Source organism: Allobrachymonas chironomi DSM 19884 (genome assembly GCF_000374625.1).
GTDB classification, from domain to species: domain Bacteria; phylum Pseudomonadota; class Gammaproteobacteria; order Burkholderiales; family Burkholderiaceae_C; genus Brachymonas; species Brachymonas chironomi.
Genome location: NZ_KB894769.1, coordinates 61,190 through 84,973, shown reverse-complemented (window position 1 = coordinate 84,973; position 23,784 = coordinate 61,190). Strand labels below are relative to the sequence as shown.

The 23,784-nt window shown below is 64.5% G+C and carries 23 protein-coding genes and 1 tRNA gene; 17 read left to right on the top strand and 7 right to left on the bottom strand.

All coding sequences use genetic code 11. The features are described 5' to 3' along the window. Positions 1-22: 22 nt before the first annotated feature. On the bottom strand, positions 23-511 hold the full coding sequence (locus C513_RS12950; RefSeq protein ID WP_018715368.1) for a DUF192 domain-containing protein: 489 nt from the start codon (positions 509-511) through the stop codon (positions 23-25). A gap of 189 nt (positions 512-700) precedes the next feature. Here C513_RS12950 and icd point away from each other — a divergent pair, with 189 nt between their 5' ends. Further along, a complete protein-coding gene (icd, locus tag C513_RS0107185) occupies positions 701-1,957 on the top strand; it encodes an NADP-dependent isocitrate dehydrogenase (RefSeq protein WP_018715367.1) in 1,257 nt (418 codons plus the stop codon). Between the two features lie 113 nt (positions 1,958-2,070). On the opposite strand, the gene C513_RS14680 is transcribed toward icd, so the two are convergent. Next, positions 2,071-2,469 carry a cold-shock protein gene (locus C513_RS14680; protein WP_281167664.1) on the bottom strand — a complete coding sequence of 133 codons (399 nt, stop codon included), beginning with the start codon at positions 2,467-2,469 and terminating at the stop codon, positions 2,071-2,073. Positions 2,470-2,640: 171 nt separating this feature from the next. Here C513_RS14680 and clpS point away from each other — a divergent pair, with 171 nt between their 5' ends. Both clpS and clpA read left to right on the top strand, forming a co-directional pair. Then, entirely contained in the window at positions 2,641-2,997 is a 357-nt protein-coding gene (clpS, locus tag C513_RS0107175) for an ATP-dependent Clp protease adapter ClpS (RefSeq protein WP_018715365.1), read from the top strand. An 89-nt stretch (positions 2,998-3,086) separates the two neighbouring features. Continuing rightward, positions 3,087-5,426, top strand: a complete 2,340-nt coding sequence (clpA, locus tag C513_RS0107170) for an ATP-dependent Clp protease ATP-binding subunit ClpA (RefSeq protein WP_018715364.1) — start codon at positions 3,087-3,089, stop codon at positions 5,424-5,426. Positions 5,427-5,502: 76 nt separating this feature from the next. On the opposite strand, the gene upp is transcribed toward clpA, so the two are convergent. Further along, positions 5,503-6,132 carry a uracil phosphoribosyltransferase gene (upp, locus tag C513_RS0107165; RefSeq protein WP_018715363.1) on the bottom strand — a complete coding sequence of 210 codons (630 nt, stop codon included), beginning with the start codon at positions 6,130-6,132 and terminating at the stop codon, positions 5,503-5,505. Positions 6,133-6,149: 17 nt separating this feature from the next. Further along, entirely contained in the window at positions 6,150-7,652 is a 1,503-nt protein-coding gene (locus C513_RS0107160; protein WP_018715362.1) for a helicase HerA-like domain-containing protein, read from the bottom strand. A 90-nt stretch (positions 7,653-7,742) separates the two neighbouring features. Here C513_RS0107160 and C513_RS0107155 point away from each other — a divergent pair, with 90 nt between their 5' ends. The 8 genes from C513_RS0107155 to rng are packed head-to-tail and all read left to right on the top strand — an operon-like array spanning position 7,743 to position 15,476. After that, positions 7,743-8,474 (top strand): YebC/PmpR family DNA-binding transcriptional regulator, encoded by a 732-nt coding sequence (locus tag C513_RS0107155; RefSeq protein WP_018715361.1) that lies wholly within the window; start codon positions 7,743-7,745, stop codon positions 8,472-8,474. Positions 8,475-8,477: 3 nt separating this feature from the next. After that, positions 8,478-9,797 carry a phosphoribosylamine--glycine ligase gene (purD, locus tag C513_RS0107150; protein WP_018715360.1) on the top strand — a complete coding sequence of 440 codons (1,320 nt, stop codon included), beginning with the start codon at positions 8,478-8,480 and terminating at the stop codon, positions 9,795-9,797. Continuing rightward, entirely contained in the window at positions 9,794-10,480 is a 687-nt protein-coding gene (locus C513_RS0107145; RefSeq protein WP_083927376.1) for a 1-acyl-sn-glycerol-3-phosphate acyltransferase, read from the top strand. The genes purD and C513_RS0107145 overlap by 4 nt, the downstream gene beginning before the upstream one ends. A 26-nt stretch (positions 10,481-10,506) precedes the next feature. After that, on the top strand, positions 10,507-11,448 hold the full coding sequence (gene hemF, locus C513_RS0107140; RefSeq protein WP_018715358.1) for an oxygen-dependent coproporphyrinogen oxidase: 942 nt from the start codon (positions 10,507-10,509) through the stop codon (positions 11,446-11,448). Position 11,449: 1 nt separating this feature from the next. Next, the gene (gene nadD, locus C513_RS14735) at positions 11,450-12,796 is read left to right on the top strand and encodes a nicotinate (nicotinamide) nucleotide adenylyltransferase (protein WP_018715357.1); all 1,347 of its coding nucleotides are present in this window, start codon (positions 11,450-11,452) and stop codon (positions 12,794-12,796) included. A gap of 28 nt (positions 12,797-12,824) precedes the next feature. After that, complete coding sequence (gene rlmH / locus C513_RS0107130; protein WP_018715356.1) at positions 12,825-13,307, top strand: 23S rRNA (pseudouridine(1915)-N(3))-methyltransferase RlmH; 483 nt, start codon at positions 12,825-12,827, stop codon at positions 13,305-13,307. After that, positions 13,304-13,927 (top strand): Maf family protein, encoded by a 624-nt coding sequence (locus C513_RS0107125; protein ID WP_018715355.1) that lies wholly within the window; start codon positions 13,304-13,306, stop codon positions 13,925-13,927. The genes rlmH and C513_RS0107125 overlap by 4 nt, the downstream gene beginning before the upstream one ends. Positions 13,928-13,967: 40 nt before the next feature. Beyond that, positions 13,968-15,476, top strand: a complete 1,509-nt coding sequence (rng, locus tag C513_RS0107120) for a ribonuclease G (RefSeq protein WP_018715354.1) — start codon at positions 13,968-13,970, stop codon at positions 15,474-15,476. 6 nt (positions 15,477-15,482) lie between these two features. Here the strand turns inward: rng and C513_RS14130 are convergent, their stop codons facing one another. Further along, complete coding sequence (locus C513_RS14130; protein ID WP_018715353.1) at positions 15,483-17,447, bottom strand: ATP-binding cassette domain-containing protein; 1,965 nt, start codon at positions 17,445-17,447, stop codon at positions 15,483-15,485. A gap of 221 nt (positions 17,448-17,668) precedes the next feature. On the opposite strand from C513_RS14130, the gene tolB reads away from it, so the two are divergent. The 5 genes from tolB to C513_RS0107090 all read left to right on the top strand — a co-directional run bounded on the left by tolB (position 17,669) and on the right by C513_RS0107090 (position 21,244). Beyond that, positions 17,669-18,958: a Tol-Pal system beta propeller repeat protein TolB gene (gene tolB / locus C513_RS0107110; RefSeq protein ID WP_425386763.1), complete on the top strand. Its 1,290-nt coding sequence runs from the start codon at positions 17,669-17,671 to the stop codon at positions 18,956-18,958. 74 nt (positions 18,959-19,032) lie between these two features. Further along, positions 19,033-19,527 (top strand): OmpA family protein, encoded by a 495-nt coding sequence (locus tag C513_RS0107105; RefSeq protein WP_018715351.1) that lies wholly within the window; start codon positions 19,033-19,035, stop codon positions 19,525-19,527. A 29-nt stretch (positions 19,528-19,556) separates the two neighbouring features. Further along, positions 19,557-20,324 (top strand): tol-pal system protein YbgF, encoded by a 768-nt coding sequence (gene ybgF / locus C513_RS0107100; RefSeq protein WP_026320646.1) that lies wholly within the window; start codon positions 19,557-19,559, stop codon positions 20,322-20,324. After that, positions 20,324-21,130 (top strand): tRNA threonylcarbamoyladenosine dehydratase, encoded by an 807-nt coding sequence (locus C513_RS12930; protein WP_018715349.1) that lies wholly within the window; start codon positions 20,324-20,326, stop codon positions 21,128-21,130. The genes ybgF and C513_RS12930 overlap by 1 nt, the downstream gene beginning before the upstream one ends. Before the next feature lie 38 nt (positions 21,131-21,168). Further along, positions 21,169-21,244 (top strand) — tRNA-Lys (locus C513_RS0107090). 151 nt (positions 21,245-21,395) lie between these two features. Here the strand turns inward: C513_RS0107090 and C513_RS0107085 are convergent. Beyond that, a complete protein-coding gene (locus C513_RS0107085; RefSeq protein WP_156816062.1) occupies positions 21,396-21,941 on the bottom strand; it encodes a hypothetical protein in 546 nt (181 codons plus the stop codon). Positions 21,942-22,455: 514 nt separating this feature from the next. Here C513_RS0107085 and C513_RS0107080 point away from each other — a divergent pair. Next, positions 22,456-22,728, top strand: coding sequence for a hypothetical protein (locus C513_RS0107080; protein ID WP_018715347.1), 273 nt, complete (start codon positions 22,456-22,458; stop codon positions 22,726-22,728). Positions 22,729-22,848: 120 nt separating this feature from the next. On the opposite strand, the gene C513_RS0107075 is transcribed toward C513_RS0107080, so the two are convergent. Then, complete coding sequence (locus tag C513_RS0107075) at positions 22,849-23,778, bottom strand: LysR family transcriptional regulator (RefSeq protein WP_018715346.1); 930 nt, start codon at positions 23,776-23,778, stop codon at positions 22,849-22,851. Between the last annotated feature and the right edge of the window lie 6 nt (positions 23,779-23,784).

Genomic DNA, 23,784 nt, shown 5'->3' with positions numbered 1-23,784 from the left:
GTGGCGTCAGGACAGCTGGTACTCAGCGCCCGGCGGGTGCCAGTGCGGCATCAAACACCGGATGCTTCAGCCGCATGCCGGCGCGCAGGCCATGCTGGCGGAACCAGCCCTGGTTCATCTCCAGCACATAGCGCACCGGTTTGGCCGAACAGTGCTGCTGCTCGGACTGCGGCTGCATGTCGGCCAGGTTCACGATGCGGCCGGCATCATCGAGAAAGGCGGCAGTCAGCGGCAGCAGCGTGTTCTTCATCCAGAAGCACTGCACGCCGGGCTGCTCGAACACGAACAGCATGCCCTCGTTGCCAGGCATCTGGCGACGGTGCATCAGGCCGATCTGGCGCTGCAGCGGCGTTTCCGCCAGCTGGACGCTGATCTGCTGGCGACCGGCCTGCAGGGTGGCACGCGGCAGGTCCAGCTGGGGCTGGGCCAGAAAGGGGCTCTGGGCCTGTGCCACCGGCAGGGACAGGGGCAGCAACAGGGCGCAGGACAACAGCAGGGAAGACAGTTTCATGGGGAAATTTCTCGGTATGACCCAGTTTGGAATTGTAGGCAGCGCCGAAGTTCCCATGGAAACCCCGCAGGGCGCAATGTGTGATATTTGGCCTTAAAATGGACCCACACACCGAAGAGGCGTGGCATGACGCATGCCCCGCCCAACCGGCATGTGTCTCACAGTGCGAATAACCAATACGGAGCGACTATGTCTTACCAGCATATCAAGGTGCCCACCGAGGGCGAGAAAATCACCGTCAACGCCGACATGTCCCTGAACGTGCCGGATCAGCCCATCATTCCCTACATCGAGGGCGACGGTACTGGTTTCGACATCACGCCCGTGATGCTGAAGGTGGTCGATGCGGCCGTGGCCAAGGCCTACGGCGGCAAGCGCAAGATCCACTGGATGGAAGTCTACGCCGGTGAAAAGTCCACCAAGGTGTACGGCCCCGACGTCTGGCTGCCGGAAGAAACCCTGCACGCCATCAAGGACTACGTGGTGTCCATCAAGGGCCCGCTGACCACCCCCGTGGGCGGTGGCATCCGTTCTCTGAACGTGGCCCTGCGCCAAGAGCTGGACCTGTACGTCTGCCTGCGCCCGATCCAGTACTTCGAAGGCGTGCCGTCTCCGGTCAAGGAGCCGCAGAAGACCAACATGGTGATCTTCCGTGAAAACAGCGAAGACATCTACGCCGGCATCGAGTTCGAGGCCCAGTCCGACAAGGCCAAGAAGCTGATCAAGATTCTGCAGGAAGAGTTCGGCGTCACCAAGATCCGCTTCCCCGAAACTTCCGGTATCGGCGTCAAGCCGGTGTCCAAGGAAGGCACGCAGCGTCTGGTGCGCAAGGCCATCCAGTACGCCATCGACAACGACAAGCCGAGCGTGACCATCGTGCACAAGGGCAACATCATGAAGTTCACCGAAGGTGGCTTCCGTGACTGGTCCTACGAGCTGGCCCAGACCGAATTTGGCGGCGAGCTGATCGACGGCGGTCCGTGGATGAAGATCAAGAACCCCAAGACCGGCAACGAGATCGTCATCAAGGATAGCATCGCTGACGCTTTCCTGCAGCAGATCCTGCTGCGCCCGGCCGAGTACAGCGTGATCGCCACCCTGAACCTGAACGGTGACTATGTGTCCGACGCCCTGGCAGCCCAGGTCGGCGGTATCGGTATCGCTCCGGGTGCTAACCTGTCCGACAGCGTGGCCATGTTCGAAGCTACCCACGGTACCGCTCCCAAGTACGCCGGCAAGGACTACGTGAACCCCGGTTCCGAAATCCTGTCTGCCGAAATGATGCTGCGCCACATGGGCTGGACCGAGGCCGCTGACCTGATCATCAGCAGCATGGGCAAGTCCATCAAGAGCAAGAAGGTGACCTATGACTTCGCCCGCCTGATGGAAGGTGCGACCCAGGTCAGCTGCTCCGGTTTCGGTCAGGTGATGATCGACAACATGTAAGCCCAACCGGGTTCCTGATCCGGCCTGGCCGGATCATGCATGGTACAGACCCTGGCACTCTTGCGGTGCCAGGGTTTTTTCATGCGGGCTTCGCCTGGATGACCGTCCGGGCTTCAGAACTGCAGCGTATCCGGTGCTTGGTCTCCGGATTCGCGGATCGGCGCAGGACTGTCCACAGGATCCAGTACCGTGGACGGCGCGGAGGCTGTCGGCTCGGACGCGGCCCAGGGATTGTCTGTGCCGTTCAGGGGGGCAATCTGCTGTGCATGCAGTCCCTTGGGCCCATCATGTAGCTCGTAGCTGACGCGCGACCCCATGCGCAGGGTGCGGAAGCCATCCATCTGGATGGCGGAGAAGTGGGCAAAAATATCCTTGCCGGCTTCACCATCCGGTTCGATAAAACCGTAGCCCTTGGCATCACTGAACCATTTGACTGTGCCTGTTGCCATAACGTCGTCTCCGTGTGCGGGATCCTGTTCTTGTATTGCTGCTTGTGTTGCAGTGAATACCATATTTGCAACGGCATGTTACGAATGGAAAACCAGGCGTGTCAATGGGTTGTTTTGCCAATGTGCGCTCTGCGCAACTGCGGCCGTGTGCCGGGCCGGCAACGCCATGCGCGTGAGGGCATCTGCGTGCGTGCTGCTGCAAGTCGGCGGCGATTCGGCGACAATCCTCCTATTATGGCCAGCAAGACTCCCAAGCAACCCCATCAGCCTCCCGTCAACCCGCAGCGCCAGGGCGATGCCGTCGTGGCCACGCGTCCACGCCTGCAGCCGACCAAACCGCCTGCCATGCACCAGGTGGTGCTGCTCAATGACGACTTCACGCCGATGGAGTTCGTCGTGCTGGTGCTGCAGGAGTTCTTCAACAAGGATCGCGAGACGGCTACCAGCATCATGCTGAAGGTGCACATGGAAGGGCGTGGCATCTGCGGTGTCTATACGCGGGATATTGCCCAGACCAAGGTCGAGCAGGTGATGGAGGCAGCGCGCTCCTCCGGACACCCGTTGCAATGTGTGAGCGAACCGGTTGAATAACTGCTGGTAAGCCCCATGTTCTGCCCAAGGCAGCATGGGAGATTCCGGTTAACATGGGGCTTCCGAATGCTGTGTGAAAGGAACCCGAAATGATCGCTCAAGAACTTGAAGTGACACTGCACATGGCGTTTGTCGAGGCCCGGCAACAGCGGCATGAATTTCTCACCGTGGAACATCTGCTGCTGGCGCTGCTGGACAACCCCAGTGCCTCCGAAGTGCTGCACGCCTGCGCCGCCAACGTGGACGACCTGCGCACGTCGCTCGCCAACTTTATCCAGGACCACAGCCCGCAACTGCCGGGCACCGATGAGGTCGATACCCAGCCGACGCTGGGCTTCCAGCGTGTCATCCAGCGCGCCATCATGCATGTGCAGAGCACCGGCAATGGCAAGAAGGAAGTCACCGGGGCCAATGTGCTGGTCGCCATCTTTGGTGAAAAGGATTCCCATGCCGTGTACTACCTGCACCAGCAGGGCGTGACGCGCCTGGATGTGGTCAACTACATTGCCCACGGCATCCGCAAGAGCGGTGAGTCCGAAGAGCCGCACAAGCCCGAGGAGGGCGGCCAGGGCGAAGGCGCTGGCGAGGAACAGGTTTCCAGCGAGCGTGGCGAGAAAGGCTCGCCGCTGGACCAGTTCACCAACAACCTGAACCAGGCGGCCAGGGAAGGCAAGATCGATCCGCTGATCGGCCGCGACTTTGAAGTCGAGCGCGTGATCCAGATTTTGTGCCGCCGCCGCAAGAACAACCCGCTGCTGGTCGGCGAGGCCGGTGTCGGCAAGACGGCCATCGCCGAAGGCCTGGCCTGGCGCATTACCCAGGGCACGGTGCCCGAGGTGCTGGCCACGGGCGAAGTCTACGCACTCGACATGGGCGCGCTGCTGGCCGGTACCAAGTACCGCGGTGATTTCGAGCAGCGCCTCAAGGGCGTGCTCAAGGCGCTCAAGGACAAGCCGGACGCGATCCTGTTCATCGACGAGATCCACACCCTGATCGGTGCCGGTGCCGCTTCCGGTGGCACCATGGATGCGTCCAACCTGCTCAAGCCGGCGTTGTCCAGCGGCCAACTCAAGTGCATTGGCGCGACGACCTTTACCGAGTACCGTGGCATCTTCGAGAAGGATGCCGCCCTGTCACGCCGCTTCCAGAAAGTGGAAGTGGTGGAGCCGACGGTGGAACAGACGGTGGATATCCTCAAGGGCCTGAAGTCCCGGTTCGAGGAGCACCACAACGTCAAGTACGCGCAGGCGGCGCTGCAGGCTGCGGCCGAGCTGTCGGCCAAGTACATCAACGACCGCCAGCTGCCTGACAAGGCGATCGACGTGATCGATGAAGCCGGTGCCGCCCAGCGCGTGCTGGTTGCCAGCAAGCGCAAGAAAACCATCGGCAAGAACGAGATCGAGGACATTGTGGCCAAGATCGCACGCATTCCGCCGGCCAGTGTCAGCAGCGACGACCGCAGCAAGCTGGCCACGCTGGAGCGTGACCTGAAGAGCGTGGTGTTCGGCCAGGACAAGGCACTGGAGGTGCTGGCTTCCAGCGTCAAGATGGCGCGCTCCGGCCTGGGCAAGCAGGACAAGCCGATTGGCGCCTTCCTGTTCAGCGGCCCCACCGGTGTCGGCAAGACCGAAGCCGCCAGGCAGCTGGCCTACATCATGGGCGTGGACCTGGTGCGTTTCGACATGTCCGAATACATGGAGCGCCATGCGGTGAGCCGCCTGATCGGTGCGCCGCCGGGCTATGTCGGCTTTGACCAGGGGGGCCTGCTGACCGAGCAGATCAGCAAGAAGCCGCACTGCGTGCTGCTGCTGGACGAGATCGAGAAGGCGCACCCGGACATCTTCAACGTGTTGCTGCAGGTGATGGACCACGGCACGCTGACCGACAACAACGGACGCAAGGCCGACTTCCGCAACGTGGTGATCGTCATGACCACCAACGCCGGAGCCGAGACCATGAACAAGAGCACCATCGGCTTTACCACCAAGCGCGAAAGCGGGGATGAAATGGCCGATATCAAGCGCCTGTTCACGCCCGAGTTCCGCAACCGCCTGGACGGCATCGTCAGCTTCAAGCCGCTGGACGAGCAGGTCATCCTGCGCGTGGTGGACAAGTTCCTGTTGCAACTGGAACAGCAGCTGATGGAGAAGAAGGTCGAGGCCACCTTCACCGATGTGCTGCGCAAGCACCTCGCCAAGAAGGGCTTTGATCCGCTGATGGGTGCCCGCCCGATGCAGCGCCTGATTCAGGACACCATCCGCAAGGCGCTGGCCGACGAGCTGCTGTTCGGACGCCTGACCGAAGGCGGTCGCCTGACGGTGGACTACGACGAGAAGCAGGAAGAGAACAACGGCATCGTGCTGGACATCCAGCCGCTGCTGAAGAAGGAACCCAAGGCGGGCAAGGCAGAGCCGGCCGAGGCGAACTGAGTCTCCTGACCCTTCACCTGTGACAAGGCCAGTCCCGCAAGGGGCTGGCCTTTTTGCTGGCTGTTGCCGGCAGGCGTCAGAGCGTGCCGAAGATGCGGTCTCCCGCATCTCCCAATCCCGGCACGATATAGCCCTTCTCGTTCAGGCCACGGTCAATGGCCGCGGTAAAGATCGGCACGTCCGGGTGCGCCTTGTGCAGTGTGGCAATGCCTTCCGGGCAGGTCAGCAGGCACATGAACTTGATGCTGCGCGGGTTCAGGGCACGGATCTTGTCGAGGGCGGCAACCGCCGAGTTGCCGGTGGCCAGCATCGGATCGACCACGATGACGTCGCGCTCTTCCATGTGGCTGGGCATCTTGAAATAGTATTCCACGGCCTGCAGCGTCTTCGGGTCGCGGTACAGGCCGATATGGCCGACGCGTGCGCCCGGCACGATGCTCAGCATGCCGTCCAGCAGGCCGTTGCCGGCGCGCAGGATGCTGACCAGCGCCAGCTTCTTGCCGTCAATGATCTGGCCGGTGGTGGTTTCCAGCGGCGTTTCGACCTCGACTTCCTGCATCGGCATGTCGCGCGTGATTTCGTAGGCCATCAGCGCGCTCAGCTCGTTCAGCAGGCGGCGGAAGGAGCTGGTGCTGGCCTGCCTGTTGCGCATCAGCGTGAGCTTGTGCTGAATCAGCGGGTGAATGATGTGGTGAACTTCGGACATGGTGGTGTTCCTGCGGATTAACGGCGGCGGCCAAGGATGCCTCCGAGCACGCCACGGATGATTTCACGGCCGGCGCTGCGCACCGCCGACTTGGCCATCGACTGCACCAGGCCATCGTACTGGCCGCCACGCGGGCCGGTACGGCCGAACAGCGCTTCCTTGACCATGGTGCCCATGCCACCCAGCATGCCGTCGGCGGCGGCAGCGTCCTTGCCAGCAGCAGCGGGCTTGCCGCCCGCGACCGGGCTGGCACGCTGCTGCAGCATCTCGTAGGCCGATTCGCGATCGATGGTTTTGTCGTAGTTGCCGGCGACCAGCGAGTGGGCCATCAGCGCCTGGCGCTGCTGCGGCGTGATCGGACCGATCTGGCTGCCCGGCGGCACGACGAACACGCGTTGCGTGATACCGGGCCGGCCTTTTTCGTCCAGGAAACTGACCAGCGCCTCGCCGGTGCCGAGTTCGGTAATCGCTTCGACGATGTTGATGTCCGGGTTGCTGCGCATGGTCTCTGCCGTGGCCTTGACGGCCTTCTGGTCACGCGGGGTGAAGGCGCGCAGCGCATGTTGCACGCGATTGCCCAGCTGGGCCAGCACGGTATCGGGCACATCGATCGGGTTCTGCGTGACGAAATAGACGCCCACGCCCTTGGAGCGCACCAGGCGCACCACCAGTTCGATGCGTTCCAGCAACACCTTGGGGGCATCGTCAAACAGCAGGTGTGCCTCGTCGAAGAAGAAGACCAGCTTCGGTTTTTCCGGGTCGCCGATTTCGGGCAGCTGCTCGAACAGCTCGGACAGCAGCCAGAGCAGGAAGCTGCCATACAGACGCGGCGCGTGCAGCAGCCGGTCGGAGGCCAGGATGTTGATGACGCCCTTGCCGCCCACGGTCTGCATCAGGTCGGCGATGTTCAGCATGGGTTCGCCAAAGAACTGGTCGGCGCCCTGGGTTTCCAGCTGCAGCAGGCCGCGCTGGATGGCGCCCACGCTGGCGCTGCTGATATTGCCGTATTCGGTGGTGAACTGCTTGGCGTTTTCGCCCACATGCTGCAGCATGGCGCGCAGGTCCTTCAGGTCCAGCAGCAGCAGGCCGTTGTCATCGGCGATCTTGAACACCAGGTTCAGCACGCCGCTTTGCGTGTCGTTCAGGTCCAGCATGCGCGACAGCAGCAGCGGACCCATGTCGCTGATGGTGGTGCGCACCGGATGGCCCTGTTCTCCGAACACGTCCCACAGCGTGGTCGGGCAGGCCACGGGCGTGGGCAGCGCAACGCCGCGCTCCTGCAGCACGCTGGCCATACTGGCGCCGATGTTGCCCTGCTGGCTGATGCCGGTCAGGTCGCCCTTGATATCGGTCATGAAAACCGGCACGCCGATGTCCGAGAAGGACTCGGCCAATTTTTGCAGCGTGACGGTCTTGCCGGTGCCGGTGGCGCCGGTAATCAGGCCGTGGCGGTTGGCCAGACCGGGCAGCAACTGGCAACTGGTGTGCGAATTCTGGGCGATCAGCAGGGGTTCGGCCATGATGGGTACTCCGTACAACGGGATCAAAAGTAGAATGCTGGGTGTTGTAGCAAGGGCTAACCCCCAGAAAGAATACGAGGATTATCCACCATGGCAGGTCATAGCAAATGGGCCAACATCCAGCATCGCAAAGGTCGTCAGGACGAAAAGCGCGGCCGCATCTGGACGCGACTGATCCGTGAAATCATTGTCGCGGCGCGTCAGGGCGGCGGCGACCTGAACGCCAACCCGCGCCTGCGTCTGGCGGTGGACAAGGCCAAGGCCGCCAACATGCCGGCCGACAACATCAAGCGCAATATCGACAAGGCCACCGGCAACCTCGAAGGCGTGCAGTACGAGGAAATCCGCTACGAGGGCTACGGCATCGGCGGGGCCGCCATCATGGTGGACACCATGACCGACAACCGCGTGCGCACCGTGGCCGAAGTGCGCCACATCCTGAGCAAGAACGGTGGCAATCTGGGCACCGAAGGTTCGGTGGTGTTCCAGTTCAAGCACTGCGGCCAGCTGTTCTTTGCGCCCGGTACCAACGAAGACCAGGTCATGGAAGTGGCGCTCGATGCCGGCGCCGAAGACGTCATCACCGATGACGACGGTGCCATCGAGGTGCTGACATCGCCCGCCGATTTCGAGGCGGTCAGGAACGCGCTCGAGGCTGCCGGTCTGGTTCCCGAGGTGGCGGAAGTCACCATGCGCGCCGAAAACAGCATCGCGCTCAGTGGCGAAGAAGCCGTCAAGATGCAAAAATTGCTCGACATGCTCGAGGATCAGGATGACGTGCAGAACGTCTACCACAACGCAGAACTGGATCTGGGAGAGTAAACGATGCAAGTACTGGTGATTGGCGGCGGTGGCCGCGAACATGCGCTGGCCTGGAAACTGGCCCAGTCCGAGCGTGTCAGCAAGGTCTACGTGGCTCCCGGCAACGGTGGCACGGCCCATGAAAACAAGCTGGAAAACCTGCCGCCCATGGATCTGGACACGCTGTGCCAGTGGGCGCTGGACAACCGGATCGATCTGACCGTGGTGGGCCCCGAGGCGCCGCTGGCAGGTGGTGTGGTGGACAAGTTCCGTGCCGCCGGCCTGCGCATCTTCGGCCCCACGCAGGCTGCTGCGCAGCTGGAAAGCTCCAAGGCCTTCAGCAAGAGCTTCATGCAGCGCCACGGCATTCCCACGGCCGCTTTCGACACCTTCACCGATGCCGCCGCAGCGCACGCCTATGTGGACAAGCTGGGCGCGCCCATCGTGATCAAGGCCGATGGCCTGGCCGCCGGCAAGGGCGTGGTCGTGGCGATGACGCTGCAGGAAGCGCACGATGCCATCGATTTCATGCTGGTGGACAACACCCTGGGCGTGCAGCACAACGAGGGCGGCGCCCGCGTCGTGATCGAGGAATTCCTGCAGGGCGAGGAAGCCAGCTTCATGGTGGTGTGTGACGGCCTGGAAGTGGTGGCACTGGCCACCAGCCAGGACCACAAGCGCCTGCAGGACAACGACCAGGGCCCCAATACCGGCGGCATGGGGGCCTATTCCCCGGCCCCGATCGTCACCGCCGACGTGCACGCACGCGCCATGCGCGAGGTGATCCTGCCGACGCTGCGCGGCATGGCCAAGGACGGCATTCCCTACACCGGCTTCCTCTACGCCGGCCTGATGGTCGATTCCGAGGGCAAGCTCAAGACGCTGGAGTTCAACTGCCGCATGGGCGATCCGGAAACCCAGCCGATCCTGATGCGCCTCAAGTCGGATCTGGTCGAACTGCTGATGGCGGCGACCGAGCCGGCCAGTGGCACGGGCAAGCGCCTGATGGATGTCGAGCCGCAGTGGGACCGTCGTGTCGCGCTGGGCGTGGTGGTGGCCGCTCCCGGCTACCCGATGAGCCCGCGTACCGGTGAAGCCATCACCCAGTTGCCCAAGGACATCGAGGAAGAGCTCAAGGTCTTCCATGCCGGCACCCGCCTGCAGGAAGACGGAACGCTGGTCAGCAGCGGTGGCCGCGTGCTGTGCGTGACGGCGCTGGCCGACAGTGTGCGCCAGGCGCAGGCCAAGGCCTATGCCGCCATGCAGGAAGTGCAGCTGCCGCAGATGCAGTTCCGTACCGACATCGGTTTCCGTGCCGTGACTCCGGCATCGTCCCAGGCATGACCGGGCAGGCGCTGGAGCCGTCCGCAACGGCAGACGCACGCATGCAGGGGCTGCAGGTCTATCCGATGCCGGCCCAGCCGATCTATCCCGGCAAGGGCAGCAGGCTGGCCCGCAGCATCCTGCGCTGGCTCGGCTGGAAGCCTTTTTTCAACGGCTTGCCCGAGATGCGTGGCCTGCTGGTGGTCTATCCGCACACTTCCAACTGGGATTTCCCGGTCGGGCTGCTCTACAAGTGGGCGGCCGGGGTGCCGTTCCGCTTCTGGATCAAGGACAGCGTGGTCAAGGTGCCGGTGCTGGGCAACTGGATCCGGGCCGTGGGTGGCGTGGCCATCAACCGCCGCGCTGCGCACGGCGTGGTGGAAGAAACCGTGGCGCAAATGCGCCAGGCCGATTTCTTCTGGCTGGTGGTGGCCCCCGAGGGCACGCGCAGCAAGACCAATGGCTGGCGTACCGGCTTCTACCATCTCTGGCGCGCCTCGGATTGCCCGCTCGGTCTGGCCTATATCGATTTCGGCAAGAAGGAAGTCGGCGTGCAGCATTTTGCGCGCTGCAGCGGTGACATGGAGGCCGACTTTGCCGGACTGGCACACTATTATGCCGACCGTACCGGTTACCGCCACGATAACGCTGCCCCGGTGCGCCCGTTTGAGCGCCAGGCCCCGCGCGACGGGAACAAGCCCTGAGCCTTCTGCATTTTCCGGATACCTGCATGACTGATTCCCTGACTGCACCGGCCGAGACCCAGGCCGTGCTGAGCTATCTGACCGGCCTGCAACAGCGCATCACCGATGCCGTGGCGGCCCATGAACCCGAGGCGCGCTTTGTCGTGGACGAGTGGCAGAAGCCGCCAGGCGAGCTGCTGCAGGGGCGTGGCCGCACCATGATCCTCGAAGGTGGTGCAGTGTTCGAGCGTGCCGGTGTCGGCCTGTCGCACGTGCGTGGCCCGCAGCTGCCGCCTTCGGCCACGCAGCACCGCCCGGAGCTGGCCGGTGCCCCGTTCGAGGCCATGGGGGTGTCGCTGGTGTTCCACCCGCGCAACCCGTACGTGCCGACCGTGCACATGAATGTGCGCATGCTGGCGGCACTGCCGGCCGGCGATAGCGCGGTGTGCTGGTTTGGTGGCGGCATGGACCTGACGCCGTACTATGGCGTGCGCGAGGACTGCGTGCATTTCCACCAGACCTGCCACGATGTGCTGCAGCCCTTTGGCGATGACAAGTACCCGCGCTTCAAGCAGTGGTGTGACGACTATTTCTACCTGAAGCACCGCCACGAGCAGCGCGGCATCGGTGGCATCTTCTTTGACGATTTCTCCGAGTTCGATCACGCGCGCAACTTTGCCATGCTGCAGGCGGTGGGTGACGGTTTCCTGCCGGCCTATCTCCCGATCGTGCAGCGTCGCAAGGACCAGGCCTGGGGTGAGCGCGAGCGCAGCTTCCAGCTCTACCGTCGTGGCCGCTACGTCGAGTTCAACCTGGTCTGGGATCGCGGCACGCACTTCGGCCTGCAATCCGGCGGCCGTACCGAATCGATCCTGCTGTCGATGCCGCCGCAGGCCAGCTGGGCCTATCGCCGTGGCGAGCAGCCGGGCAGCGCCGAGGCGCGTCTCTACACCGATTTCCTGCCGCGTCAGGACTGGCTGGCAGCCTGACATGCCGGCCAAGCGTATCGGCATTTATGGCGGCGCCTTTGATCCGCCGCACCTGGCCCATGTGGGGCTGGCGGCAGCCGCCGTGGCGCAGCTGCAGCTGGATCTGCTGTATGTGATTCCCACCGGTCAGCCCTGGATGAAGCAGCGCCGCCTGAGCAGCTCACGCCATCGCATGGTGATGGCACAGCTGGCCTTTGCCAGCCTGCCGCAGGTCCAGGTGGACGATTGCGAAGTGCAGCGTGGCGGCACCACCTACACCATCGATACCCTGAGCGAGCTGCAGGAGCGCCATGCGGCGCGGCACGAGCAGGAGGTCGAGTGGTTTCTGTTGATGGGGCAGGACCTGCTGCTGACGTTGCCGCAATGGCAGCGCGCCGAAGACCTGCTGGGCCAGGTCACGGTAGCGGTCCTGGCGCGCCCCGACGAGCAGCGGCAGGGCGGCCGGCTGGAGCAGGACCTGCAGCGCTTGCGCCAGCAACTACCGGCCTTGCGTACCGACGTGCTGCAGCTGCCGTCGAGCGATTTCAGCTCCACCCGGATCCGGGCCGGCGTGCAGCAACACCAGCACGAAAGCCCGGAACAACTGGAGGCCTGGCTGCAAACGCTTGTGCCTCCCGCCGTAGCACAGTATATTGCACACCATAAACTTTATCTTTCACCAGACACCCTGATGGCCACTGAACGTTCCGCAGTCAAGAAGACCCCCCCCAAGCCGCCCGTCCGCGAGGCAACTCCTGAAACCGATCTGCCCGTGCGCGACGAGGACTTCACCGAAGACAGCCCGGCGGCTGCCAAGATGATCCAGAAGCTGCAGCGCGCCATTGTCGATGGCCTGGAAGATGTCAAGGCACAAAACATCCTGGTCTACAACACGGCGCACCTGTCGCCGCTGTTCGAGCGCGTGATCATCGCCTCCGGCACCTCCAACCGCCAGACCAAGGCGCTGGCGGCCAGCGTGCGCGATGCCGTGCGTGAAGCCGGCTTTCCCAAGCCGCGCAGCGAAGGCGAGGAAAACGGCGAGTGGATCATCGTGGACTGCGGCAGCGCCGTGGTGCACGTGATGCAGCCGGCGATTCGCCAGTACTACATGCTGGAAGACATCTGGGGCGAGAAACCGGTGCGCATGCGCCTGGGCAAATCGGCGGCCAAGCCGGCCACGCGCCGCAAGCCGGCAGCGGCCAAACCCGCTGCACCCAGGACACGCGCGGCGGCCAAGCCGGCTGCTGACGCTGCCGACAGCGCCGAGGCCAAACCCGCCACGCGCCGCAAGACCAGCGCTGCCGCTGCGCCCGAAGTCAGGCTGATTGTCGGCAAGACCGTGGGCAGCAAGCCTGTCAACAAGGCCTGAGCGACAGGCCCGACCGTACAGGCCGGACATGAAGCTGGTCATCGTGGCCGTGGGCCAGAAAATGCCGGATTGGGCGCAAACGGCGTTTGACGATTACGCCAAGCGCTTTCCGCCCGAGCTGCGGCTGGAATGCCGCACCGTCAAGACCGAGCCGCGTACTGGCGGCAAGACGGCAGCGCAGATGATGCAGGCCGAGATGCAGCGCATCGAGGCCGCCATCGACGGCGGCACGCACAAGGGTCGCCGCGTGGTGGTGCTGGACGAACGCGGTACGGCGCTCACCACCCGGGCGCTGGCGGAACGCCTGCATGGCTGGCAGCAGGAGGGCGATGACGTGGCCCTGCTGATTGGCGGGCCGGACGGCCTGCACCCCGATCTGCGCCAGCAGGCGCATGAACGCATCCGCCTGTCCGATCTGACCTTGCCGCATGCCATGGCGCGCGTGCTGCTGGTCGAGCAGCTGTATCGTGCCTGGTCGGTGAATGCCGGCCACCCTTATCATCGCGAATGAGCATGGCACAGGAATTTGTCTATCTGGCCTCGCAAAGCCCGCGCCGCCGCCAGCTGCTGGACCAGATCGGCGTGGCGCATGAGCTGCTGCTGCCCGGCTCCGAAGAAGATGCCGAAAGCCTGGAAGCCGAGCTGCCGGGCGAGCTGGCGCATGCCTATGTGCAGCGCGTGACGCGGCTCAAGCTGGCGGCGGCGGTACAGCGCTGGCGCGCGCGCGGCCTGCCGCCAGCGCCCATTCTGTGTGCCGATACCACGGTCACGCTCGATGAACGCATCCTGGGCAAGCCGGCCGATGCCGGGCAGGCCCTGGAGATGCTGCGCTGCCTGTCCGGCCGCCGGCATCAGGTGCTGACCGCAGTTGCCATCGCCTTGCCGCAGGCCGATGGCGTGCGCACGGAGCAGGCGCTGTCCGAATCCGCTGTCGTGTTCGATACGCTGGATGAGGCGCGCATGGCGGCCTATGTGCAGACCGGTGAACCTTTTGGCAAGGCCGGCGGCTACGGCGTGCAGGGCCATGCCGCGACGCTGATTGCGCGCATCGAGGGCAGCTTCTCCGGCATCATGGGATTGCCCCTGCTGGAAACCTCGCGGCTGCTGCGTGCTTTCGGGTGGACAATATGAGGATCGGCCTGCGGCAGTCGCAGGCACTGGATTCTCATTCATGCAACAAGACATTCTGATCAACTGGTCTCCGCAGGAGACCCGGGCTGCCATCGTCGAGAACGGTGTGGTGCAGGAGCTGCACGTGGAGCGCGAGCTGCAGCGTGGCCTGGTGGGCAATATCTACCTGGGCAAGGTGGCGCGCGTGCTGCCGGGCATGCAGTCGGCGTTCATCGATATCGGACTGGAACGCGCTGCGTTTCTGCACGTGGCCGATGTCTGGCAGCGTGACCAGGGCCGCGAGCGGCGCGAGGAGGAGGGCGAACGTGCCCAGCTGACTCCCAAGCCGATCGAGAAGCTGGTGTTCGAGGGCCAGACGCTGATGGTACAGGTGATCAAGGACCCGCTGGGCAGCAAGGGTGCGCGACTGTCCACCCATATCAGCATTGCCGGCCGCCTGATGGTGCACTTGCCGCGGGATGACGGCAGCATTGGCGTATCGCAGAAGATTCCGCTGGAGCAGCGCGATGCCTTGCGCCAGCGCGTGCAGCAGCTGATGGAAACGCTGCCGCCAGAGCCGGGGCTGGACCGTCCCGGCGGCTATATCGTGCGTACCAATGCCGAAGATGCTCCCGATGCCGATCTGCAGGAGGACATGCTGTACCTGCGCAAGGCGGCGGCACGCGTGCGCCAGGCGGCACGCACGCAGCCGGCCCCGACGCTGCTGCACCAGGACCTGAACCTGATGCAGCGCGTGCTGCGCGACATGGTGGACGAGCATACCGCCAGCGTGCGCATCGATTCGCGTACCCAGCATGCGGCGCTGCTGGCGTTTGGCCAGGCCTTCATGCCGAATGCGGTGCAGAAGCTGGCACTGTACAGCGGCGAGCGGCCGATTTTTGACCTGTACAACATCGACGAGGAAGTGGCGCAGGCCATGGGACGCCGGGTGGACCTGAAGTCCGGCGGCTATCTGGTGATGGACCAGACCGAGGCGCTGACCACGATCGACGTGAACACCGGCGGCTTTGTCGGGACGCGCAATTTCGACGAAACCATCTTCAAGACCAATCTGGAAGCGGCGCAGGCGATTGCGCGCCAGCTGCGGCTGCGCAACCTGGGTGGCATCATCATCGCCGACTTCATCGACATGCAGCGCGCCGAGCACCGCGAGGGCGTGCTGGCCGAACTGCGCAAGCAGCTGCAGCGTGACCGCATCAAGACCACGGTGGGGGATTTTTCGCAGCTCGGCTTGCTGGAGATGACGCGCAAGCGCACGCGCGAATCGCTGGAGCGCATGCTGTGCGAGCCCTGCCCGGCCTGTCAGGGGCGTGGCACGGTCAAGACACCGCGCAGCGTGGCCTACGAGATCCTGCGCGAGGTGCTGCGCGAGGCGCGCCAGTTCCACCCGGCCGAGTTCCGCATTCTGGCGGCGCCGCAGGTGATTGATCTGTTCCTGGACGAGGAAAGCCAGCATCTGGCCTCGCTCAGCGAGTTCATCGGCAAGCCGATTTCGCTGCAGGCCGAAGGCCTGTTTTCGCAGGAACAGTACGACGTGGTGCTGATGTAGGAATCCTCAGTGCTGCAGGCCGTGGTGTTGCAGGCGGGCGTAGGCACCGCCCAGCGCCAGCAGTTCGGCGTGCGTACCCTGTTCCACGATGCGGCCCTGCTCCATCACCACCACGCGGTCGGCGTGCTCGATGGTGCTGAGGCGGTGCGCCACGATCAGCGTGGTGCGGCCCTGCATCAGGCGCTGCAGCGCTTCCTGAACCAGGCGTTCCGATTCGTTGTCGAGCGCCGAGGTGGCCTCGTCGAGGATCAGGATGGGCGCGTTCTTGTAGACGGCGCGTGCAATCGCCAGGCGCTGGCGCTGGCCGCCCGACAGCTGGGTTGCATTGTGGCCGACTTCGGTATCGATACCCTGCGGCAGGCGGGCCACATGCGTTGCCAGATTGGCGGCTTCGAGGGCCTGTTCGACACGGCTGCGGTCGATCTCCTGGCCCAGCGCGACGTTGGCGGCAATCGTCTGGTTCAGCATCACCACATCCTGGCTGACCATGGCGATTTGCTCGCGCAGCCGCTCCAGCGGCCACTGTTCCAGCGCGATGCCGTCGAGCCGGACCTGGCCGCCGGTGGGCAGCACAAAGCGCGGCAGCAGGTTGACCAGCGTGGTCTTGCCCGATCCTGACGGGCCGACCAGCGCCACGACTTCGCCGGGGTGGATGTCCAGGCTGACTTGCTGCAGCGCCGCGCCCTGATCGGCGTCGGCGGCCAGTTCGGGCGGAATGCCGGCGCTGGCAGCTTGCTGTTCGCGTGCCTGCAGGCTGTCGTCGGGCTCGGCGGTTTCCACCGGGATGGTATTGGGCAGATCCTGCGGCGCCACGCCGGGTGCCTGCGCGGGGTAGCGCACGGTGACCTGGTCAAAGCGGATCTCGCCGCGCACCTGGGCCGGCAGCGGCTGGCCGGCGGGGGTTTCGGCTTGTTGCTCGGGCTGCACGGTTTCGACCATGGCCAGGCCACGCTCCAGCGCCGCTACGCCACGCGTGATCGGGCTGGCGACATCGGCCAGACGGCGGATCGGGGCGACCAGCAGCAGCATGGCGGTGACGAAGGCGACAAAGCCGCCTACCGTCACTTCGCGCTCGCTGCCCTGCAGGCTTTGCGATTGCCACAGCGCAATCGTCAGCACGCCGGACAGGGCGATGGCGGCGACCGACTGGGTGAGCGGTGTCATGGCGGCGCTGGCCACGGTGGACTTGAGCGCCAGCTGGCGCAGCTTGCGACTCAGCACACCGAAACGGCCGGCCTGTTGCTCCTGCGCGCCATGCAGCCGCACCATGCGATGCGCCAGCACGTTTTCCTCGACCACGTAGGCGAGCTCGTCGGTGGCCTTCTGACTCTGCTTGGCCAGGCCGTAGAGGCGGCGTGACAGCTTGCGCATGACCCAGGACATGCCGGGGACCAGCACCACGATCACCATGGTGAGCTGCCAGTTCAGGTACAGCAGATAGCCGACCAGCGCCACCAGCGTGCAGAAGTCGCGCGTCATGCCCATCAGGGCCTGGACCAGCTGGGTGGCGCCGTTCTGCACCTCGTAGACCACGGTGTTGGACAGGCTGCTGGCCGACTGGCGGGCAAACAGGCCGAGATCGGCATCGAGCAGGCGGCCGAACATCTCGCCGCGCAGCTTGACCATGCCATCGTTGGCGATGCGGGACAGCGCGTACTGGGCGATAAAGCCGCCGACCCCGCGCACCACGAACAGGAACAGCACGGCCGCCGGCACCAGCCAGATGTTGAGCGAACCGTCGGTGAAGCCCTGATCCAGCAGCGGCTTGAGCAGCGCCGGCACGGCGGGTTCGGTCAGGGCGCTGAGCACGGTGGCCAGCACGGCAATCACCCACCACTTGGGATCGGCCCCGAAATAGGCGGCGACACGGCGCAGCCGCACCAGCAGGGAATGCTGGCTGGGAACAAAATCGGAGGCAGTGCTGCCCCGATGCGTGGTGGCGCTGGCAGCACCCTGGGGAGAGTCGTTCATGGCAGTCCGGTGACAGGGGATGCCTGCATTGTAGTGCGCAGCTGCCAGCGGAGCCGGCCAGCAGGGTGTCGCGATTGCTTACCCTTTGTAACCCCTGCAGCGGCCCGACTGTCATGGGCATGGCCTACCATGTTCCGATCCCGACCGCTGGCGGCTGCCTGCTGCCAGCCGGTCATGGCCTGATCCGCTGCCGGTTGTCGGCAGTGTCTGACCGATTGCATATGACGATGTTGCGCTTTCCCTTGTCGCGCCCGCTGTGGCGTTCGTTCTGGCTGCTGCTGGCCGGCCTGCTGCTGTCCCTGACGGCGCAGGCCCAGTTCCGTGTCGAAATCACCGGTGCCGGCATCAGCCAGTACCCGATCACGCTGTCACCGTTCCGCGGCGAAACCGCTGCGCCGCAGCAGCCGTCGGCCATCATCCTGGCGGACTTGCTGCGCAGCGGCGTGTTCAAGTCGGTTCCGGTGAACAGCGAACAGCTCGATGCTGCCAGCCGCCCGGCGCTGGCCCCGTTCCGCGCAGCGGGATCGGATTACCTGGTGGCCGGCAATCTGCAGCGCCAGGGGGCTGGCTGGCAGCTGCAGGTGCGCCTGTGGGATGTGGTGGAACAGCGCGACATGGGATCGCAAAGCTATACCGTGGCGCCGGCGGACCTGCGCCTGGCCGCGCACCGGGCTGCCGACTGGATTTACCAGCAGATCACCGGCAGGCAGGGCGTGTTTTCCAGCCGGCTCTCCTATGTGACCAGGGCAGGGGGCCGCCATACGCTGTGGGTGTCCGATGCCGATGGCGAAGGGGCGCAGCCGGCGCTGGCCAGCAACCATCCGATCATCTCGCCGAGCTGGTCGCCCGATGGCAGCCGCCTGGCCTATGTCTCCTTCGAGCTGGGCAAGCCGGTGGTGTTCGTGCACAACGTGCGTACCGGCCAGCGCCAGCAGGTGGCCAACTTCAAGGGGTCGAACAGCGCCCCGGCCTGGTCGCCCGACGGCAACCAGCTGCTGGTGACGCTGACGCGTGATGGCGGTTCGCACCTGTACCTGATCCCGGCGACTGGCGGTCAGCCGCGCCAGCTGACCAGCGGCAGCAGCATCAATACGGAAGCCCGCTTCAGTCCCGATGGCCGCAGCATCTATTTTGTCAGCGACCGTGGCGGTGCGCCCCAGATCTACCGCATGTCGGCAGGCGGTGGCGAGCCCCAGCGCGTGACCTGGCAGGGCGGCTACAACATCTCGCCGACGCTGAGCGCCGATGGCCAGATGCTGGCCTACATCACGCGCAGCGGCGGCTTCAAGCTGGCGGTGATGGATTTGCGCGATGGCAGCGTGCAACTGGTGACCGATACCGTGCACGATGAACGCCCGAGCTTTGCCCCGAATGGCCGCATGCTGGTGTATGCCACGCGCATTGGCGGCCAGAAGACCCTGATGACGACCACGGTGGACGGCAGCATCAAGACCCGTCTGGCCGGTCGTCAGGGAGAATTGCGGGAGCCCGCCTGGGCCCCGCTGCAGTAATCACCACGGGCAGCCTGGCAGCAGGCTGCCTTGACCGGCCTTGTGCCACCTCTTCATCGATAGGAGATCGACCCATGCAACGTGCCCTCTTGACCCTGGCTCTCACGGCCGCACTGGCAGCCTGTTCTTCCGCACCCAAGACCGGTGCCAACGCCGATGGCAGCCAGGCTGGCAGCGGTGCCGGTCAGAGCACCGTCACGCCGGTAGGCGTGGGCGCGACCGACGGCGTCCGTGGTGGCCCGCAGGATGTGGCGCGCACCGTGTTTTTCGACTTTGACAGCTACAGCGTGCGCCCCGACGCGCGTCCGGTGGTGGAAGGCCAGGCGCGCTGGCTGAATGCCAACCGCGGCACCGGCGTGGTGCTGGAAGGCCACACCGACGAGATCGGGGGCAGCGAATACAATCTGGCGCTGGGCCAGCGTCGTGCCGAAGCGGTACGCCGTGCCCTGGTGCTGCAGGGCGTGCAGGACAGCCAGATCGAGGCGGTGAGCTTCGGCAAGGAGCGTCCGGCGGTACCGGGTGCCGGCAATGACGAGCGCAACCGCCGTGTGGAGTTCCGCTATCGCTGAACCCGGCCCCATCGAGGAATGGACAAGGAATGATCCCGACTTACATGAAACCGCGCGCCGTGCTGGTGGCGGCGCTGTCCCTGGCGGCGCTGCAACCCGTGCAGGCACAGCTGTTTGGCGACAACGAGGCGCGCCGCGCCATCCTGGACCTGCGTGAACGCTACCAGTCCATGCAGCAGGAAATGGGCGGCATGCGCAGCAGTGTGCAGCAGATGCAGGGCCAGATCGATGCCCTGCAGACGGACCTGGCGCGCTCACGCGGGCGCGAGGAGCAACTGGCACGCGAGCTGGGTGAGCTGAAGGAGCGCCACACCGATCTGGCGCGTGCCATGAGCGAGCAGCCGGCAGCCGCGCCGAAGACCGCCACGCCGGCCGCAACGCGACCTGCCGCAGAGAAGCCTGCTGCCAGCGCCGCCGAGGCGGACGATGGCCAGGACGTCTTCGATGCCGCGTTGGCACATTTCCGCAAGGCCGACTATGCACGTGCCCAGACCGGTTTCAACGCCTACCTGAGCCGTTATCCGCGTGGCGAGCAGGCGCTGTCGGCGCGCTACTGGCTGGGCAATTCCGATTACGCCTTGCGCAATTACCAGTCGGCCATGGGGCACTTCCAGGCGGTGGTGCGTCAGGCACCGAACCACGAGCGTGCTCCCGAAGCCATGTTGTCCATCGCCAACTGCCAGGTCGGCCTGAAGAACACGGCAGGTGCGCGCAGCACGCTGCAGCAGCTGATTGCACGCTATCCGTCCTCCGAGGCGGCTGGCGTGGGGCGCGAGCGTCTGGCCCGCCTGAAGTGATGGACACCATGGCGCTTCCCGTGCAGGTGCATGCCGAACGCCGTTTTGGCGGCGTGGCGCGACTGTATGGCCAGGAGGGCGCGGCCCGCATCGCGGCGGCGCATGTGCTGGTCGTCGGTATTGGCGGCGTCGGTTCCTGGGCCGCCGAGGCGCTGGCGCGCACCGGCATCGGCAGGCTGACGCTGGTGGACATGGACCATGTGGCCGAATCCAATATCAACCGCCAGATCCACGCTGCCGATGGCACGCTGGGCCAGGCCAAGATCGAGGCCATGCAGCAGCGCATTGCCGGCTACCACCCGGATTGTCAGGTTTGCCTGATCGATGATTTTGTCGATCCCGACAACTGGCTGGGGTTGGTGCCGGCCGATGTCGATGGCGTGATCGACTGCTGTGACCAGATGGCGGCCAAGACTGTCATGGCGGCCTGGGCGCGCCGTCACAAGCTGCCCTTCATCACGGTGGGGGCGGCCGGCGGCAAGCAGCAGGCCGAGCTGATGCAGATCGATGACCTGTCGCGCGTGACCCACGACCCGTTGCTGGCGCAGCTGCGCTATCGCCTGCGCAAGCAGCATGACGCGCCACGTGACGGCAAACGCATGGACGTGGCCTGCGTGTTCAGCCGCGAGCCGGTGCGCATGCCCGAAGCCTGCGAAGCCGGAGCCGACAGCCTTGACGGCAGTCTCAACTGCAGTGGTTACGGCTCTGCCGTGGCTGTTACGGCGAGCTTTGGCATGGCGGCTGCGGGCTGGATGTTGAAAAAAATTTCCACAAGTCTTGCCAAGACAGAAAAAACCAGTCTATAATTTCAGCTTCTGTGATCAACAAGAGAACAGAATCGAGTGGGTCGTTAGCTCAGTTGGTAGAGCAGCGGACTTTTAATCCGTTGGTCGCGTGTTCGAGTCACGCACGACCCACCACCCGATATACAAGAGAAACATGCACTTGGCGGCGTTTGCCCTAGGTGCTTTTTTCTTGCCTGGGTGCTGGAGAGGTGTCCTGTTGCCAGTACTGCTGGTTTTCAGCCCGGGCGGCCGTGGTTCCCAGGCCCTGTGCTGCAGGGCGGAACCCTCATGCCGGCTTGCCCATGATCTTGTCCAGCGCCATCTGCGCCAGTTTCTCGGCCTGTCCGGTGATGGGCTGGTCGGCGCTGTCCATCAGGGACTGGGCGGTGGCGTCCTGCAGGCAGTGGTGCTTTGCGCGGTGTTCAATGGTCTTCACCCATTCTTCGGAGTAGATGGGGAGGGGGTACTTCTGGTACTGCTTGATGACGAGCCTCATGAACGCCATACACCCTTCAACGGTGGGACACCAAAAGAGTGCCCCCATTTTGCGTTCCATCCCCACATCCTCCGGCAGAGGAATCTTTTCCTTCTCTCCGCCGTTGGGTTCGTAAGGCTCCAGTTTGGCGTGTCCAAAATTCACAGTGTCCATCACCCTCTGGTGCAACCCAGCAGCATCCTCCGGGTAGCCCTTTTCCCAGTCATGTGACAGCCAGGCCAGATTCCAAGCCTCGGGGTACTTGAAATAGCCTGAAGTCTCGCCTTTGATATTCCTGATGTAGTGCCCGATGGGGTGGGGGCTGTAGCGGTGTGCGGTTTTTTGTTCGGTGCTCATGTCAGGCTCCTTCTGGCTTGCGCAGGGGCGCATGCGGCCGTTGCAGGCAGGTTCAAGGGGTGGATACCTTGTAGTTTACAGACCGGGACATCGGGATTTTTCGCCGACAGGGGGATGGATCGACTGGATGTCTCCCTTACGTGGCATGGGGCGGGAGCGCCGTGTAGCGTTATCGGGCGGGGAGCAGGCCATGGATGCTCCACATATCGGTCGTGTTTTGGTAAGTCCCTGTGTCATTACATTTGACAGAAAAGTGTCAGCTTGAACGCCCTGCAAGCCCGGAAAATGGGCGCACAGCCAGAGGAAACATGGGCCAGCAGCCTGCTCGCACAGGCGCTGCCGGCGGCTCCGTGGCGGCCGTGCATCAGCTTACCGGTGACACATTCCAGCACAAGCAGCCTATTGGTCATGACTAAGGTTCGAGGGGCTGGCCGTGCACGCACCAGCACGCGCTGTCCGACAAAACGCAGCGCAGGTGCCAACGGTCAGTGTTGTTCCACTCCAAGGAGTTGTTTTGAAAAACACACGTATCCCTTCTCTGCTCGCTTCCCTGTTGCTGCTTGCCGGCACCTCGGTCATGGCCGCCACTTCCGACACTGCTGCCGACGCAGTAGCACCCACCGCATCGGCTGCGGCCAGCGGCAGTTCCGTATCGGGTCAGCCGTCCTCCGCCGATGCTGCCCTGGGCGCGCCGATGCCTGGCCTGACGGATCAGGCGCAGGATGCTCCTGATGTCGGCCAGCCCGAAACTGCTGCTCCGGCAGAGACCAGCGAGCCGCGCACCTGAATCTGACGGTACTGGTGGCCGTGGCTGCCAGTGTTGCCGCTTTTGACAAGCCCGCCCATTTTTTGGGCGGGCTTGCTGTTGGGATCGACACATTGCCCAGGCATGGCCTGGCGGCTTGCTTCAGGAGGCTCTGGCCGGCAGCCAGCGCGGATCGCGAGTCAGGCGTTCGATCAGGTAGTCCATGAAAGCCTGGACCCGGGCTGGCCGGCTGCGGCCGGGCGGGGTGACCAGGTGCAGACCGATTGGGTCTGCGCGCCAGTCGTCCATGACGGTCTGCAGCAGGCCGGCCTGCAGGTCTTCCCAGACCATGAATTCGGGCTGCAGGGCCAGGCCCAGACCGGCCCGCAGCGCCGGGGCCAGGCCATCGGCATTGTTGGTGGACAGCTGGTTGGGCAGGGTCTGCGTGAATTCGCCCTGCTGGGCGTGGCGGAAGCGCCAGCTGACGGGTTGGCGGCTGTGTGAATACTGCAGGGCCATGTGGCCCCAGGCCAGATCGCTGGGATGGCGCGGCGTGCCATGGCGGGCAAAATAGTCTGGCGAGCCCACCAGCAGAATGCGCACCTGGCAGAGCTGGCGGGCCAGCAGGCTGGAATCGGGCAGGTTGGCAATGCGCAGTGCCAGATCGAAACGGTCGGCCACCAGATCCACCTGCTGGTCATTGAACTGGACATCCAGCGAGACATCCGGATGGGCCTGCATGAAATCGGGCAGCAGTGGTGCCAGCTGGGTCAGGCCGAAGGACATGGGAGCCGAGATGCGGATCAGGCCGCGCAGGCTGGTGGATTGCTCGGCGATTTCAGCCTCGACCGCCTGGCCGTCTTCGAGGATGCGGGTGGCGCGTTCCAGTGCCACATGGCCGCTTTCCGTCAGCGTGACGCGGCGCGAACTGCGGTGGAACAGCACGGTCTTGAGGCGCGCCTCCAGCCGCGAGATGGCCTTGGACACGGTGGCCTGCGACAGCGAGAACTCGCCGGCAGTACGGGCAAAGGAGCCGGTTTCTGCCACCTTGGCAAAAATGGCCCAGGCTTCGAGATCGGGCAGTGTGGACATGCGGCT